15 protein-coding genes are annotated in these 16,079 nt (G+C 63.5%); 5 read left to right on the forward strand and 10 right to left on the reverse strand.

Translation table 11 applies throughout. The annotated features are described in order from the left end of the window. The 5 genes from metW to HP546_RS13925 form a co-directional block, all read right to left on the reverse strand. A partial coding sequence (metW, locus tag HP546_RS13905; RefSeq protein ID WP_172226021.1) for a methionine biosynthesis protein MetW occupies positions 1 to 564 on the reverse strand: 564 nt, incomplete at its 3' end. Between the two features lie 7 nt (positions 565 to 571). Continuing rightward, positions 572 to 1,711: a homoserine O-acetyltransferase gene (locus HP546_RS13910; protein WP_172226024.1), complete on the reverse strand. Its 1,140-nt coding sequence runs from the start codon at positions 1,709 to 1,711 to the stop codon at positions 572 to 574. A gap of 98 nt (positions 1,712 to 1,809) precedes the next feature. After that, positions 1,810 to 2,400: a YggT family protein gene (locus HP546_RS13915; RefSeq protein WP_172226027.1), complete on the reverse strand. Its 591-nt coding sequence runs from the start codon at positions 2,398 to 2,400 to the stop codon at positions 1,810 to 1,812. A 10-nt stretch (positions 2,401 to 2,410) separates the two neighbouring features. Beyond that, positions 2,411 to 3,229, reverse strand: coding sequence for a pyrroline-5-carboxylate reductase (proC, locus tag HP546_RS13920; protein ID WP_172226030.1), 819 nt, complete (start codon positions 3,227 to 3,229; stop codon positions 2,411 to 2,413). Positions 3,230 to 3,267: 38 nt separating this feature from the next. Continuing rightward, positions 3,268 to 3,957, reverse strand: coding sequence for a YggS family pyridoxal phosphate-dependent enzyme (locus tag HP546_RS13925; RefSeq protein WP_172226033.1), 690 nt, complete (start codon positions 3,955 to 3,957; stop codon positions 3,268 to 3,270). A gap of 65 nt (positions 3,958 to 4,022) precedes the next feature. Between HP546_RS13925 and HP546_RS13930 the strand changes: the two genes are divergently transcribed. Then, complete coding sequence (locus HP546_RS13930) at positions 4,023 to 5,021, forward strand: type IV pilus twitching motility protein PilT (RefSeq protein ID WP_172226036.1); 999 nt, start codon at positions 4,023 to 4,025, stop codon at positions 5,019 to 5,021. A gap of 49 nt (positions 5,022 to 5,070) precedes the next feature. Here HP546_RS13930 and HP546_RS13935 read toward each other — a convergent pair whose 3' ends face one another. Beyond that, on the reverse strand, positions 5,071 to 5,700 hold the full coding sequence (locus HP546_RS13935; RefSeq protein ID WP_172226039.1) for a C40 family peptidase: 630 nt from the start codon (positions 5,698 to 5,700) through the stop codon (positions 5,071 to 5,073). A gap of 166 nt (positions 5,701 to 5,866) precedes the next feature. On the opposite strand from HP546_RS13935, the gene HP546_RS13940 reads away from it, so the two are divergent. After that, positions 5,867 to 6,286 carry a TM2 domain-containing protein gene (locus HP546_RS13940; protein ID WP_172226042.1) on the forward strand — a complete coding sequence of 140 codons (420 nt, stop codon included), beginning with the start codon at positions 5,867 to 5,869 and terminating at the stop codon, positions 6,284 to 6,286. A gap of 47 nt (positions 6,287 to 6,333) precedes the next feature. Here the strand turns inward: HP546_RS13940 and HP546_RS13945 are convergent, their stop codons facing one another. The 3 genes from HP546_RS13945 to HP546_RS13955 all read right to left on the reverse strand — a co-directional run bounded on the left by HP546_RS13945 (position 6,334) and on the right by HP546_RS13955 (position 11,104). Continuing rightward, the gene (locus tag HP546_RS13945) at positions 6,334 to 7,032 is read right to left on the reverse strand and encodes an SPOR domain-containing protein (RefSeq protein WP_172226092.1); all 699 of its coding nucleotides are present in this window, start codon (positions 7,030 to 7,032) and stop codon (positions 6,334 to 6,336) included. Between the two features lies 1 nt (position 7,033). Then, a complete protein-coding gene (gene argS, locus HP546_RS13950) occupies positions 7,034 to 8,770 on the reverse strand; it encodes an arginine--tRNA ligase (protein WP_172226095.1) in 1,737 nt (578 codons plus the stop codon). A 114-nt stretch (positions 8,771 to 8,884) separates the two neighbouring features. Continuing rightward, positions 8,885 to 11,104, reverse strand: coding sequence for a primosomal protein N' (locus tag HP546_RS13955; RefSeq protein ID WP_172226098.1), 2,220 nt, complete (start codon positions 11,102 to 11,104; stop codon positions 8,885 to 8,887). A 166-nt stretch (positions 11,105 to 11,270) separates the two neighbouring features. Between HP546_RS13955 and rpmE the strand changes: the two genes are divergently transcribed. From rpmE to HP546_RS13970, 3 genes are all read left to right on the forward strand, one after another. Further along, entirely contained in the window at positions 11,271 to 11,486 is a 216-nt protein-coding gene (gene rpmE / locus HP546_RS13960; RefSeq protein ID WP_172226101.1) for a 50S ribosomal protein L31, read from the forward strand. A 2-nt stretch (positions 11,487 to 11,488) separates the two neighbouring features. Continuing rightward, positions 11,489 to 12,310 carry a thermonuclease family protein gene (locus HP546_RS13965; RefSeq protein WP_172226104.1) on the forward strand — a complete coding sequence of 274 codons (822 nt, stop codon included), beginning with the start codon at positions 11,489 to 11,491 and terminating at the stop codon, positions 12,308 to 12,310. 178 nt (positions 12,311 to 12,488) lie between these two features. Beyond that, the gene (locus HP546_RS13970) at positions 12,489 to 13,757 is read left to right on the forward strand and encodes a malic enzyme-like NAD(P)-binding protein (RefSeq protein WP_172226107.1); all 1,269 of its coding nucleotides are present in this window, start codon (positions 12,489 to 12,491) and stop codon (positions 13,755 to 13,757) included. Positions 13,758 to 13,952: 195 nt separating this feature from the next. Here HP546_RS13970 and HP546_RS13975 read toward each other — a convergent pair. Then, the coding region (locus HP546_RS13975) for a penicillin-binding protein 1A (RefSeq protein WP_172226110.1) at positions 13,953 to 16,079 on the reverse strand (2,127 nt) is incomplete at its 5' end.

A 16,079-nucleotide genomic window follows, 5' to 3' on the forward strand; every position in this document is an offset into this window, starting at 1 on the left:
CTCACCTAGAAGATTAGGCCAAAGCCGGCCGACCCACCCGTTGCGATGCAAGTGGTCGACTGCCAGGCGGTCGAGCACCTTGGCCCTGCGCTCGTGCACCAGTTCCTCGAAGTCGGCGAATGTGCAGAAGTGGATGTTCGGCGTGTTGTACCAGGTATACGGCATGAAGTCCGACACCGGCATGCGGCCTTTGGTCGCCAGGTACCAACGGCAGCGCCAGTGGCCGAAGTTGGGGAAAGTGATGATGCACTGACGGCCCACACGCAGCATCTCGTCGAGGATGCGGTCAGGGTACTCCACGGCCTGCAGGGCCTGGGTCATGATCACCACGTCGAAACTGTTGCTGGCGAAGTTGCCCAGGCCTTTGTCCAGGTCCTGCTCGATGACGTTGACACCCTTGGCCACGCACGCGGCAATGTTGTCGGCGTCGATCTCCAGGCCATAGCCGGTGACCTGCTTGCGGTCACGCAGCGAGGCCAGCAGTTCGCCGCTGCCGCAGCCCAGGTCGAGTACCCGGCTGCCGGCGGGGATCCAGTCGTGGATGATTTCCAGATCGGCTCTCATGCTGTCCTCAGATGGCAATGCGGTTCATGTAGTTCGAGAAACCCTGCATGTAGCGAGGTGTGGGGATCAGGAAGGCATCGTGCCCATAGGGCGAGTCGATCTCCAGGTAGCAGACGTTCTTGCGTGCGGCCATCAATGCGTCGACGATCTCGCGTGAGCGCGCCGGGGAGAAGCGCCAGTCGGTGGTGAACGACATGATGCAGTAGTCCGCCTTGACGTGGGCCAGCGTGGCAGCCAGGTCGCCGCCCTGGGCAGCTGCCGGGTCGAAGTAGTCCAGCGCCTTGGTCATCAGCAGGTAGGTGTTGGCGTCGAAACGCCCGGAAAACTCCTCGCCCTGGTAGCGCAGATAGCTTTCGACCTGGAACTCGACGCTGTGGAAGTCGTAGTTGAGCTTGTCGCTCTTCAGCTCACGGCCGAATTTTTCACCCATCGAGTCGTCGGACAGGTAGGTGATATGGCCGACCATGCGCGCCAGCATCAGCCCGCGCTTGGGGATCACACCCTGGTCCTGGAATGAACCACCGTGGAATTCGGGGTCGGTAAGAATGGCCTGGCGCGCTACTTCGTTGAAGGCGATGTTCTGTGCCGACAGCTTGGGCGCCGAAGCGATGTCGATGCAGTGGCGCACGCGGTCGGGGTAGCTGATGGTCCATTGCAGCGCCTGCATGCCGCCCAGGCTGCCGCCGACGATGGCGGCCCATTGCTGGATGCCAAGGCGCTCGCCCAGGCGTACCTGGCTGTGCACCCAGTCTTCCACGGTCAGTACCGGGAAGTCGGCGCCATACGGTTTGCCGGTGGCAGGGTTGGTGCTGCTGGGGCCGGTACTGCCATTGCAGCCGCCGAGGTTGTTCAGGCTGACCACGAAGAACCGGTTGGTGTCGATGGGCTTGCCGGGGCCGATGCAGCTGTCCCACCAGCCCGGCTTGCGGTCGGTGGCGGCGTGATAGCCAGCGGCATGGTGGTGGCCGGACAGGGCATGGCAGATCAGCACGGCGTTGCTCGCGCTGGCGTTCAGGGTGCCATAGGTCTCGTAGACCAGTTCATAACTGGCCAGCGAACGGCCACAGGCCAGGGCCAGCGGTTCATCGAACCGGGCGGTTTGCGGTACTACCAGACCGACGGAATCTTCGGGAAAGACAGTGGACATCGACCCTGCTCACGCTTGACGGAGGCGTAAGTCTAAAGAGCGCTACCCCCAGCGGCAAGCGAAGGCTTGCGCCGGGGGCAACCAAGGTCAGTTGAGGCTCAGATCATGCGCCACAGTTCTTGTGGCATGCCGGCGTAGGCAGCCAGCGGGGGCATGACGAACGACTGGATCACCTGGATAGCCAGGAAGGCGAAAATCGGCGAAATATCCATGCCACCCAGGTTGGGCACGATGCGGCGGAACGGCGCCAGCACCGGCTCGCTGATCTGGTAGGCCAGCTCGGCCGCGGGGTTGTGGCTGTTGGGGGCAACCCACGAAACGATCACCATGACGATCATCGCTACCCAGAAAATCTTCAGGAACAGCGAGGTGATGCCGATGATCGCCCACATCAGCAGGTGCAGCACGTCGCCGAAGGTGCCGTAGGTAACCATCAGCACAAAGCCCATCAACAGGGCCTGGATGATGATCGCCAGCAGCAGCGACGAGGTGTCCAGACCGGCGACACTCGGGATGACACGGCGGATCGGCTTGAGCAGAGGCTGTGTGGCGCGGACGGCGAACTGGCACAGGGGGTTGTAGAAGTTGGCCTTGACCAGTTGCAGGACGAAGCGCAGCAGAACGATCACCAGGTACAGGCTGACCAGGGTTTGCACCACGAAGATCGCGGCGCCGGACAGTGCATTCATTTAAAGCTCCTTATTTGCCCAGTTGCTCGGCCAGCTCGGCGGAACGTGTGGCCGCAGCCTGCAGCGCCTGCTCGACGATGGCTTCGAAGCCGCTGGCCTGGAACGACTTGATCGCCGCTTCGGTGGTGCCGGCAGGCGAGGTCACACGGCGGCGCAGTTCGGCGGCATCGACGTCGCTGGCTACCGCCATGCGGGCGGCGCCCAGGGCCGTCTGCAAGGTCAGCTGGGACGCGGTTTCGCGCGGCAGGCCCAGCTTTTCGCCCGCTGCCGTCATGGCCTCGATCAACAGGAAGAAGTACGCCGGGCCGCTGCCGGAGACGGCGGTCACGGCGTCCAGCTGCTGTTCCTGCTGCAACCACAGGGCAGTGCCGACGGCTGACAGCAGTTGTTCGGCCTGTTGGCGTTGTGCTTCGGACACTTCGGCGGTGGCATACAGGCCGCTGACACCCTGGCGCAGCAGTGCCGGGGTGTTGGGCATGCAGCGCACCACCGGGCGAGCGCCTACCCAGCTTTGCAGGCTGGCGCAGGTGATGCCTGCGGCGATGGAAACGATCAGCTGGCCGTCCTGCAGGTGGGGTTGCAAGGCTTGGCACACGGCTTTCATGACCTGCGGCTTGACCGCGAGCACGATCACGTCGGCACCGTCGATGGCCTGGGCGTTGTCCTCGAAGGTTGCAATGCCGTGTTCGGCCTGGATGCGGGTGCGGGTGTCGGCGCCCGGGTCGCTGGCGCGGATATGCGAGGCGTCCAGGCCCTGGGCACGCAGACCACCGATCAGGCTGGCGGCCATGTTGCCGGCGCCGATAAAGGCTATACGGGTCTTGCTCATGTCAGGTCCTTTTGGAAAAGAGTGAGTTAAGCATGGAGTCAGGCGTGGTTGCTGTAGTCGCGGGCACCGAACAGGGCGGTGCCGATCCGTACCCAGGTTGCGCCCTGTGCGATGGCGGCTTCCAGGTCGTGGCTCATGCCCATGGACAGGGTGTCCAGGCCAAGCCCAAGTTCTTCCTGCAGTTGGCGCAGGCTGGCGAAGGCGCGCTCCTGAGCTGCACGGTCATCGGTGGGCTCGGGAATGGCCATCAGGCCGCGCAGATGCAGGTTGGGCAGCGCAGCCACCGCCTTGGCCAAGGCTGGCAGGTCGGCGGGGGCGCAGCCGGACTTGCTGTCTTCGCCACTGACATTCACCTGCAGGCAGATATTCAGCGGCGCCAGCCCGGCAGGGCGCTGCTCCGACAGGCGTTGGGCGATTTTCTGGCGGTCCACGGAATGTACCCAGTCGAAATGCTCGGCAATGGCTTTGGTCTTGTTCGACTGAATGGGGCCGATGAAGTGCCAGATCAAGGGTAGGTCTCTGAGTTCCTGCTGCTTTGTCAGCGCTTCCTGTAGGTAGTTTTCACCGAAGTCGCGTACGCCAGCGGCGTGGACCTCACGGATGGCGCTGGCGGGCTTGGTCTTGCTCACGGCCAGCAACTGGACGCTGGTCGGCTCACGCCCGGCAGCCTGGGCAGCACTGGCGATGCGGGCGGAAATCGCGGAAAGGTTGTCTGCTAGGGTGGACATGGATCGATGCCGGCAGCTGTAGGGTCTGCCGCATTCTACCTACTTGAAGGCCGTTGGGGAGTCTCATGGATGTGACCGACCTATTGGCCCGGGCCCTGGACGCAGGGGCTTCGGACCTGCACCTGGCAGCGGGCCAGATACCGATGCTGCGCCTGGATGGCGAGTTACGGCGCATGGCGCTACCACCCTTGGGCCAGGCTGCGCTGATCGACGCCATGGCCGCGGTGCTGGATGAAGACCAGAGCCGGCAGTGGGGCCAAGGCGATGAACTGGACCTGGCGCTGGAACTGCCCGGACTCGGGCGCTTCCGGCTCAACCTGTTTCGCCAGTTGAACGGCGCTGGGGTTACCTGGCGCCTGATCCCGGGGTGCATTGCCACGGTGGATGAGCTCGACCTCGCTGATGTGTTTCAAGCTGTTGCGCAATGCCGTGATGGCTTGATTCTCGTGGGTGGGCCGACTGGCAGCGGCAAGTCCAGCACCCTGGCGACGGTAATTGATCAGCTGAACCGGGATCGGGCGCTGCATATCATCACCCTGGAAGACCCGGTCGAGGTTATCCACAGCAGCCAGCGTAGCCTGATCAACCAGCGCGAGATCGGCCGCCATTGCAGCAGCTTTGCCCAGGGGTTGCGCAGTGCGCTGCGCCAGGACCCGGACGTGATCATGATTGGTGAGCTGCGAGACCTGGAAACCATTCGCCTGGCGCTGCGGGCCGCCGAGACGGGGCACCTGGTGCTGGCGACCGTACACACACGGTCAGCAATGAGCAGCATTGACCGGTTGGTTGAGGTCTTTGCTGCCGAGGAGAAGCCGTTGGTGCGGGCAATGCTGGCCGAGTCGTTGCGCTTGGTGGTGGCGCAGGTGCTGGTCAAGCGTGCAGATGGTGGGCGGGTTGCCGCGCGGGAGGTGCTGGTGGCGACACCGGCGGTGCGCAACCTGGTCAGGGAAGGGCGGATGGCGCAGTTGTGTTCGGTGATGCAGGCGGGTGGGGCGCAGGGGATGCGGACGATGGAGGGGGCTTTGCGGAGGCTGAAAGAGAAAGGGTTGATCAGGGACTGGTAGTGTTTGTGCCAGCCTCTTCAAGGGTTTACCCGCGAAGAGGCCGCACCTGTCAACGCTTGGCCAGGCTCAGCTGCTGCTGTTCTTTCGGCAGCACCCGCTTGGCCACTACGTAATGCTTCTGCCAGTAAGGCTTGCTCAGGTTGTCGATGCTCACCCGCTTGCCACGCCGCGGGGCGTGAATAAAGCGATCGTTGCCCAGGTAGATGGCAACGTGGTTTACCCGGCGGCTTTTGATGTTGAAGAAAATCAGGTCGCCGGGCTTCAGGTCACCTTTGGCTACCTTGACGCCGTGGCCCTGGGCCATGGCGTTGGAGGTGCGCGGCAGGTCGACGTCAGCGACATCGTTGAAGGCGTACTTCACCAGGCCACTGCAATCGAAGCCTTTTTTCGGGCTGCTGCCACCCCAGACGTAGGGGGTGCCGAGTACGTTCACCGCACGGCTGAGCACGTCGCTGCTCTGCTTCGGCGACATGGCGGCGACCGGCATGCTGCGGCTGCTGCTGGCGGCGTTGCCAGGCCGGGCGCGCAGCGCGGTCTGCTTGACCGGTGCGTGTTTCACCGAGGCATTGGTGGTGTAGCCGGTGAAACCATTGGGAAGACGTTGCTCACGATTGGTGGCGTGGGCTGCCAGGGGCAATAATAGGCAGAGGGTCAGCCATGTCTTGAGTAAAGGCGGCATAGATGAAGCTCTTATGAATAGTTATGTGTTGGGCGCGCAACTTTATAACAGCTTTTTGATCAATCTTTGATCCGTTGGTCGATTCAACGGCTGCCATACGTCGGCCTGCGATCAAAAAGTCACATTTTTTCTTAGAAAATTTTCAGATAACCCAAAGGGGCTATGAATGAACAGTTATCAACAGGGGGCGCCCTTTCACGACACGCACAGCAAGGTCATTGGCTACCTGCTGTGGATTTTCGGCTTCACCGGCTCGCATCGCTTCTACTACGGCAAGCCGATAACCGGGACCATCTGGTTCTTCACCTTCGGCCTGCTGGGTATCGGCTGGCTGATCGACCTGTTCCTGATCCCGTCCATGGACCGTGAGGCTGACCTGAGGTTCCAGTCCGGGCGCATCGACTACAACATCGCCTGGATCCTGCTGACCTTCCTCGGGATTTTTGGCCTGCACCGGCTGTATCTGGGGAAGTGGGTGACCGCGATCATCTACTTCTTCACCGGCGGCCTGTTCCTGGTGGGCGTGCTGTATGACTTCTGGACGCTGAACAGCCAGGTTTCCGAAAGGAACGCCGGGCGGGGATGAGGGCTTCATGACGTGACAGGGGGCGCAAAGCGCCCCCTGTGTGCAGGTTACTGGCGGGTCTGGCGCTGTTGCAGCAAGAGGTTGCTGAAGCCTGCTCCGGCCAGCTGTTTCTGCGCGCCGGTCAGCTGTTCACGGTTGCTGAACGGCCCGACAAGCACGCGGTACCAGGTTTCATCCTTGACCGTGCCCGACTCCACCTTCACCGACTGCCCAAGCAGGATGATCTGCGCGCGCACTTTGTCGGCGTCCGCCTGTTTGCGGAACGAGCCGGCCTGCAGGAAGAACTGGGTAGTCGCCGCCGGCTTGATCACCGGTGGTGCCGGTGGCGGGGTTTGGCCCAGCAGTGCCGCCTGCGCCCTTGCAGTGTCGATCTTCGCCGCTTCTGCCTGTGTCACCGGGGTTACCGGCTGGGCTGGCACGGGTGGCGTTTTCTCGGGCACCGCCTCGGGCGGTACGATTACCTCGGACTCCGGCAGCAGGGTATAGAAGTCGTACTTCGGCTTCACCGGCTGTTGCGGGGTGGCCTGCCCTGGCTTGCTGGCTTCGGCCACTTTCTCCGGCTTCTGCTGCTCGGGCTTGGCGCGCTTGATGTCGTCGCCACCGGGCTCGAGCTTCATCAGGAATACGATGAACGCGCCTACGGTCAGGCCGACCGCCAGCCATACCCAGCCTGGGATGGGCTGTTTGGCCGGCGCCGTCTGGCGGCTGGCGCCGCGTTTTGGGGCAGGTTTTTTCTTGGCAGCCAACTTACATGCGCTCCAGGGTTTCCAGGCCGAGCAGTTCCAGACCTTGTTTGAGGGTGCGGCCAGTCAGGGCCGCCAGGCGCAGGCGGCTCTGCTGCTGCTGCGGGGTTTCGGCGGCGAGGATCGGGCAGTTCTCGTAGAAGCTGGAGAACAGCCCGGCCAGGTCGTACAGGTAGCTGCACAGGACGTGCGGGGTGCCTTTTTCGGCGACGCTGTTCAGGACCTCGCCGAACTGCGCCAGGCGCGCGGCCAGGTCCTGCTCGTGCGGGGCCTGCAGCACGATGCTGCCGTCGACTTCGTCAAAGCCCTTGCCCAGCTTGCGGAACACACCGGCTACGCGGGTGTAGGCGTACAGCAGGTAAGGGGCGGTGTTGCCTTCGAAGTTGAGCATCAGCTCGAAGTTGAAGCTGTAGTCGCTGGTGCGGTGCTTGGACAGGTCGGCGTATTTCACTGCGCCGATGCCCACCACTTCGCCGATGTGGCGCAGGTCTTCGTCGGCCAGGCTCGGGTTCTTTTCCTTGACCAGCGCGTAGGCGCGCTCCTTGGCCTCGGTGAGCAGGTCGATCAGCTTCACGGTGCCGCCGTCACGGGTCTTGAACGGGCGGCCGTCGGCGCCGTTCATGGTGCCGAAGCCCATGTGCTCCATCTGCATCGGGTGGCCGACAAAGCCTGCGCGGCGCGCCACTTCGAACACCTGGTTGAAGTGCAGGGCCTGGCGCTGGTCGACGAAGTACAGGGCGCGGTCAGCCTTGAGCACGTTGCTGCGGTAGCGTACGGCTGCCAGGTCGGTGGTGGCGTACAGGTAGCCGCCGTCGGCCTTCTGCACGATCACCGGCAGGGGCTCGCCTTCGCTGTTCTTGAACTCGTCGAGGAACACGCACTGGGCGCCTTGGTCCTCGACCAGCAGGCCTTTGGCCTTGAGGTCGGCAATCACATTGGCCAGGTCGTCGTTGTAGGCGCTTTCGCCCATCACGTCGGCCATGGTCAGTTTGACGTTGAGCAGCTCGTAGGTCTTCTGGCAGTGCGACAGCGAGATGTCCTTGAAACGCGTCCACAGGGCCAGGCACTCCGGGTCGCCGGCTTGCAGCTTGACCACCAGGCCGCGCGCGCGGGTGGCGAACTCTTCGGACTCGTCGAAGCGCTTCTTGGCGGCGCGGTAGAAGTTTTCCAGGTCCGACAGCTCGTCGCTGGTGATCGGGTTTTCCTGCAGGTAGGCCATCAGCATGCCGAACTGGGTACCCCAGTCGCCCACGTGGTTCTGGCGGATCACGTTGTCGCCGAGAAACTCGAGCACCCGCGCCACACTGTCACCGATGATGGTCGAGCGCAGGTGGCCAACGTGCATTTCCTTGGCCAGGTTGGGTGCCGACATGTCGATCACCACCTTTTGCACAGGGCCGGCCTTGCGCGCGCCCAGGTGGGCATCGGCCAGGGCGGCATCCAGGCGGCTGGCCAGGGCGTCGGTGTTCTGGAAGAAGTTCAGGAAGCCGGGGCCGGCGATTTCCACCTTGCTGATGTCGGCGCTGGCCGGCAGTGCGTTGATCAGTTTTTCGGCGAGGTCGCGTGGCTTCATGCCGGCCGGCTTGGCCAGCATCATGGCGATGTTGCTGGCGAAATCGCCGTGGGTCTTGTCCCGGGCGTTTTCCACCTGGATCGCCGGCGACAGCCCGTCAGGCAGCACACCGTCGTTGACGAGTTGGGTGAGGGCTTGCTGGATCAGCTGGCGAATGGTGTCTTTCATGGGGATCTCTTTTCGACCGCAAGCGCGGTGAGCGCCTGGATGCGCAGGTGGAAAAACTGGGCATTATCCGTGGCTGGGAGCGGGTTGCCAACCTTTGAGCTGCAAGCCGCAAGCTCAGTAGAGGTCGACCGGGTCGACATCCAGCGACCAACGTACCTGCCGCCCGCTCGGCAACTGCTCCAACACTAACAACCACGCGCTGATCAGTCGATGCAAAGGCGCCCGGGTGTTGGCCTGTATCAATAGTTGCGCGCGGAAGCGCCCGGCGCGCCGTTCCATGGGGGCGGGCACCGGCCCCAGCAGCTCGACGCCCGGCAGGCGCTGTTCGGCCACCAGGCGTTCGGCAGCGGCGCAAGCCTCGTCGAGGAAGCCTTCGGCTTGCCCCGGCTTGTGCGCTTCGGCGCGTAGCAAAGCCAGGTGGGAGTAGGGCGGCAGCCCTGCTGCCCGGCGTTCGTCCAGGGCCTGCTCGGCAAAGGCGAAATAGCCTTGTTCGGTAAGTTGTACCAGCAGCGGATGGTCGGACAGGTGGGTCTGGATGATGACCTTGCCGGGCTCTTCGGCACGCCCGGCACGTCCGGCCACCTGCACGATCAGCTGCGCCATGCGTTCGCTGGCGCGAAAATCGCCTGAGAACAGCCCGCCATCGGCATCGAGGATGGCCACCAGGGTTACCCGCGGAAAGTGGTGGCCCTTGGCAAGCATCTGGGTGCCAACCAGGATGCTTGGCTGGCCGCGCTGGATGGTGCTGAACAGGTTGTGCATGGCGTCCTTGCGCGAGGTGCTGTCGCGGTCCACCCGCAGGATCGGGTAGTCCGGGAACAGCACCTTCAGGCGTTCCTCGGCCCGCTCGGTGCCAGCGCCGACCGGGCGCAGGTCAACGTGGTTGCATTTCGGGCACTGGTGCGGCAGGCGTTCGTCGTAACCGCAGTGGTGGCAGCGCAGCACCGCAGAGCGCTGGTGCACGGTCATGCGCGCGTCGCAGCGCGGGCATTCGGACAACCAGCCGCAATCGTGGCACAGCAAGGTGGGGGCAAAACCGCGGCGGTTGAGGAACACCAGTACCTGCTGGCCGGCTTCCAGTGTCTGACGGATTGCCTGCTGCAGCGGGCCGCTGATGCCGCTGTCCAGTGGCAGGCTCTTCACATCCAGGCGCAGCATGCGCGGCGGGCGGGCGCCGCCTGCGCGCTGGTTCATGCGCAGCAGGCGGTAGCGGCCAGTAAGGGCGTTGTGCAGGGTTTCCAGGGACGGCGTGGCGGAGCCGAGCAGAATCGGGATGTTTTCCTGGTGAGCGCGTACCAGCGCCAGGTCGCGGGCGTGGTAGCGCAAGCCCTCCTGCTGTTTATAGGAGCCGTCGTGCTCTTCGTCGATGATGATCAGGCCAGGGTTCTTCATTGGCGTGAACAGGGCCGAGCGGGTGCCGATGATGATGTCTGCCTCGCCGTCCCGTGCGGCCAGCCAGGCGTCAAGGCGCTCGCGGTCGCTCACCGCTGAATGCACCAGGGCGATGCGGGCATTGAAACGCTGCTCGAAACGCGCCAGGGTCTGCGGGCCGAGGTTGATTTCGGGGATCAGCACCAGCGCCTGCTTGCCGGCTTCCAGGGTTTCGCGGATCAGTTGCAGGTACACCTCGGTCTTGCCGCTGCCGGTGACGCCGGCCAGCAGAAATGCGCCAAAGCCGCCGAAGCCTTCGCGCACGGCCTCGAAGGCGTCTTGCTGCTCTTCGTTGAGCGGCAGCTCGGGCTGGGCCAGCCAGTGTTCATGGCGTAGCGCTGGCAAGTGGCGGCGGACCTCTATCTGCACCAGCTCCTTGGCCAGCAGCAGGTCGAGGCTGTCCTTGTTCAGGTTGAGCTTGGCCAGCAGGCTGTGGGCCACGCCATGCGGGTGTTGGCCCAGGGTTTTCAGGGCATCGCGCTGGCGCGGCGCACGGGCAATGCGCGGGTCTTCCAGGCGGGCACCGGGTGCTATGTGCCAGAAGCGTTCCTGGCGCATCTCGGCGGCTTCGCCCTGGCGCAGCAACGTCGGCAAGGCCCAGCTCAGCGTGTCGCCCAGGCTGTGCTGGTAGTACTGGGCGGTCCACAGGCAAAGCTTGAACAATGCCGGTGGGATCGGCGACACCGGGTCGAGCAGGGCGCTGGCTGGCTTCAGCTTGTCGGCAGGTACTTCGCTTTGTGCGCAGACCTCCACCAGCACACCGATCATTTCGCGGCGGCCGAATGGCACGCGGATGCGCATGCCCGGGGTCAGGGCCTGGCGCGCCATGCTCGCCGGCGCCTTGTAGTCGAACAGGCGGCGCAACGGGGAGGGCAGGGCAAGGCGCAGGATGACGTCGGACACGCGAAAAGTCTCGGAGGGTATTACAGGACTGGCGAGCCTAGCAGACGACGGTCGGTGCAAGCGACAACTTGCGCTGGCGCTGTGCTCTGGTATTATTTGCCGCCTAATTACGTGCGGTATTCAACAATTGGTGTTGGGTGGCGGCACGCAGCTTGAGGAAGTGACCATGAAAGAAGGTATCCACCCGAACTACGAAGTAGTTGCAGTCACCTGCAGCTGCGGCAACAAGTTCGAAAGCCGTTCGACCCTGGGCAGCACCCTGTCGATCGACGTTTGCAACCTGTGCCACCCGTTCTATACCGGTAAGCAGAAAGTCCTGGACACCGGTGGTCGCGTACAGAAGTTCGCCGATCGCTTCGGTATGTTCGGTACCAAGAAGTAATCATGCGCATGGCGAACCCCTCGGGTTTCGCATTGCTGCAAAAAAAGGCGCCCCTTGTGGGCGCTTTTTTTATGGGCGTCATCTGGCATGTCCCGGCCCTGGCCTTCTGCCCGCTGCCGGAGCGGCCGCAGCAGGTGGCGGTGCGCCAGGTGGTGGATGGCGATACCGTGCGCCTGGTCGATGGCCGCAGCGTCCGGCTGATCGGCATCAATGCCCCGGAACTCGGCCGTAACGGGCGCAGCAGCGAACCCTATGCCGAGGCTGCCAAGCGTCGCCTCCAGGCCTTGGTCAAGGCCAGTGACGGGCGTGTCGGGCTGGTGCGGGGTGCTGAAGGCAAAGACAGATACGGCCGCACGCTGGCACATATCTACGGCCGCAATGGCGACAATCTGCAAGCACAGTTGCTCAGCGAGGGCTTGGGCTACCGCGTGGCGGTGGCGCCGAATGTGCGCCTCAGCTGCTGCCTGCAGCTTGCCGAGCAGGCAGCGCGCAAGGCCGGGGCCGGGATGTGGCGGCGTTCGCCGGTGGTACGTGCGAGTGATGTCAGACAATCAGGTTTCGCCCTGATCGGTGGCCGTATCGAAGGCATCGAGCGCAATCGCGGCGGCGTCTGGCTGACCCTGGGCAATAGCGTGGTGTTGCAGGTTCCCGCTCGTCTGCAGCGCAACTTCCCCGCCAGCTTCTTCGATAACCTCAAGGGACGCCAGGTCGAAGCGCGCGGTTGGGTGCTGGATCGTTCCCGCAAGGGCGGCCTCAAGCCCGGGCAGCGGCGCTGGGTGTTGCCATTGACCGATCCGAGCATGTTGGAGCGAACTTCAGGCTGAAAGATGTAGACATTTCGCTATGAGATTGTACACACTGTGAGCCGTATGCCCCCGTGGGTTATAGCGTAAAGTCGTAGCCTAAAGGCCTTGACACAAGTGACCGACCAGTCTTGTGACTCCCCGGCTCTTTGCGTATCCTCGGCGGTCCGTCAGAACAGTAAATAGCGGAATGCCCACCATGTCAGACCTGAAAACCGCCGCTCTCGAATACCACGCTCAACCTCGTCCGGGGAAACTGAGCGTCGAGCTTTCCAAGCCCACCGCCACCGCCCGTGACCTCGCCCTGGCCTACAGCCCAGGTGTTGCAGAGCCTGTGCGTGAAATCGGCCGTGATCCAGAGCTGGCTTACAAATACACCGGCAAAGGCAACCTGGTTGCGGTGATTTCCGATGGCACCGCCATCCTCGGTCTGGGCGACCTCGGCCCACTGGCTTCCAAGCCGGTCATGGAAGGCAAGGGTGTTCTGTTCAAGCGTTTTGCAGGTATCGATGTGTTCGACATCGAAGTCGAATCGGAAAGCCCGCAAGCCTTCATCGACACCGTACGCCGCATTTCGATCACCTTCGGTGGCATCAACCTCGAAGACATCAAGGCACCTGAGTGCTTTGAAATCGAGCGCACGCTGATTGAACAATGCGATATCCCGGTCTTCCACGATGACCAGCACGGCACCGCCATCGTCACTGCGGCCGGCATGATCAACGCCCTGGAAATCGCCGGCAAGAAGCTCGAAGAAGCGAAGATCGTTTGCCTGGGTGCCGGCGCTGCCGCCATCTCCTGCATGAAGCTGCTGGTGAGCATGGGCGCCAAGGTCGAAAACATCTACATGATCGACCGCAGCGGCGTGATCCACGCTGGCCGTGATGACCTGAACCAGTACAAGGCACAGTTCGCCCACGCTACCGACAAGCGTACCCTGGCTGACGCGCTCAACGGCGCCGACGTGTTCGTAGGCCTGTCCGGCCCGAACCTGCTGAGCCCGGAAGGCCTGAAGTCGATGGCTGCCAACCCGATCGTGTTCGCCTGCTCGAACCCGGACCCGGAAATCTCGCCAGAGCTGGCCCACGCCACGCGCAACGACGTGATCATGGCTACCGGTCGTTCCGACTACCCGAACCAGGTCAACAACGTACTGGGCTTCCCGTTCATCTTCCGTGGTGCCCTGGACGTTCGCGCCAAGCGCATCAACGAAGAAATGAAGATCGCTGCCGCCATCGCCCTGAAAGACCTGGCCAAGCTGCCGGTGCCGAAAGAAGTCTGTGAAGCCTACGGCGTCGACGGCCTGGAATTCGGCCGTGAGTACATCATTCCGAAGCCGCTGGACGCTCGCCTGATCACCGTCGTTTCCGACGCCGTGGCCAAGGCCGCCATCGAATCCGGTGTGGCTACCCTGCCGTATCCGAAGCACTACCCGCTGACCAGCGTGGATGAGGTGTTCAACGGCTGATTGCCGTTGTAGCTGTCATAAAGAAGCCCCGGCTCTTGTGAGTCGGGGCTTTTTTGTGGGCGGTGGGAATGTGTCAGGGCTAACAGGTGCTTGCCACAGCATTTTTGGCGCCTGTGAGATCGAGCGCCGCCCGCGCAGCGCTCGATTTACGCGCCCACGCAAAACCAGAGTCGGGCACCTAGCCAGCATCCAGCCTTAGAACAGATCCATCGGCGCCGCTTCATCCGCTGGCAGCGGGCTACCCGGTACCGAACCATTGCCCAGTTCATCCACCGACGGCGGTGAATCTTCGGCCTTGAACAGCTCGAAGTAGGCGTTCGGTGTGCCCGGCGAGGCGGCGCGGCCGCTGACCGGATCGACGCGCAGGCTGAGGATGCCTTCCGGCTCTGCCGGCGCATGCGCAGGCTTGTCCTTGAGCGCCGCACCCATGAAGCTCATCCAGATCGGCAGCGCTGCGGTGCCACCGTATTCGCGGCGGCCGAGGGTTTCTGGCTGGTCGAAACCGACCCACACGGTTGTCACGTAATCGGCGTTGTAACCGGAGAACCAGGCGTCCTTCGACTCGTTGGTGGTACCGGTCTTGCCCGCCAGATCGGTGCGGCCAAGGGCAAGCGCCCGGCGGCCGGTACCACGCTTGATCACGTCCTGCAGCATGCTGGTGAGAATGTAGGTGGTGCGCCCGTCGATGATCTGTTCGGCGATGGCCGGCACCTGCGGTGCAGGCGCCACCTGGCCGAAGGCCGAGGGCGCTTCGCCTGGCAGGGCAGCAGTACTGATCGGCTGTTCGGGCGCAGCCAGGCCTGCCTGGTCCTCGCTGCCTTGCGGTACGCGAGGCGGGTTGGCGGTGAACAGAGTCTCGCCGCTGCGGCTTTCGATGCGGTCGATCAGGTACGGGGTGATCTTGTAGCCGCCATTGGCAAAGGTGCTCCAGCCGGTGGCGATCTCCATCGGCGTAAGGGTGGCGGTACCCAGGGCCAGCGACAGGTTGCGCGGCAGGTCCTGCTTGTTGAAGCCGAACTTGGCGATGTAGTCGATGGTGCGGTCAACGCCCATGGCCTGCAGCAGGCGGATCGATACCAGGTTACGCGACTTGTACAGCGCTTCGCGCATGCGGATCGGGCCGAGGAAGGTGTTGGTGTCGTTCTTCGGCCGCCACACTTTATCCACGGACTCGTCGACGAACACGATCGGCGCATCGTTGACCAGGCTGGACGCGGTGTAGCCGCTGTCCAGGGCCGCGCTGTAGATGAATGGCTTGAAACTCGAACCTGGCTGGCGCTTGGCCTGCATGGCACGGTTGTAGTTGCTTTGCTCGAACGAGAAGCCGCCCACCAGTGCCCGGATGGCGCCATTGTAAGGGTCCAGGGTAACCAGGGCGCTTTGTGCACCTGGCACCTGGCTGAACTTGAGCTTGCCATCCTCAAGGCGTTGCAGGCGCACCAGGTCACCGACCTGAGCCACGTCAGCCGGCGACTGCGGTGCGCGGCCCATGGAGTTGGTATTGATGAACGGGCGCGCCCATTTCATGGTGTCCCAGGCGACCTCGGCTTCCTGGCCGTCACGGGTCAAAACCCGGAGGCCGGTTTTTTCTACCTGGGTGACGATGGCCGGCTCCAGGCCGCCAAGGGTGCGCTGCTTGCCCAGTTCCTGCAGCCAGGCTGCCAGGGTGCGGCCCGGGAAGCGTGCTTCGGGGCCGCGATAGCCGTGGCGCTCATCGTAGTCGGAGAGGCCGCCGAGGATGGCCTTGTTAGCCATTTCCTGCATGTCGCTGGGCACTGTGGTGGTGACGCGGAAGCCTTCGGTGTAGGCCTCGCTGCCGTAGCGGCCGACCATTTCGGCGCGGGCCATTTCTGCAATGTAAGGCGCGTTCACTTCCGGGGTCGGCACGTGGTAACTGGCGTTCAGCGGTTCGGCCAGTGCGGCCTGGTAGCTGGCCTGGTCGATCTTGCCCAGCTTGTACATGCGGCCGAGGATCCAGTCGCGGCGCTCCTTGGCGCGCGCCGGGTTGGCCAGCGGGTTGAAACGCGACGGTGCCTTGGGCAGGCCGGCGATCATCGCCATCTGCGCCAGGCTCACGTCGCGGATCGACTTGCCGTAGTACACCTGCGCGGCGGCATCGATGCCGTAGGCGCGGTTGCCCAGGTAGATCTTGTTCACATACAGCTCAAGGATCTCGTCCTTGGTCAGTTCGCGCTCGATCTGCAGGGCCAGCAGAATTTCGTTGGTCTTGCGCGAGAAGCTGCGTTCGCTGGTCAGGAAGAAGTTCTTGGCCACCTGCATGGTGATGGTGCTGCCGCCGGTCTGGATGTGCCCGGTCTTTAC

The sequence above is a fragment of the Pseudomonas sp. CM25 genome (genome assembly GCF_013179705.1).
Classification (GTDB): Bacteria; Pseudomonadota; Gammaproteobacteria; order Pseudomonadales; family Pseudomonadaceae; genus Aquipseudomonas.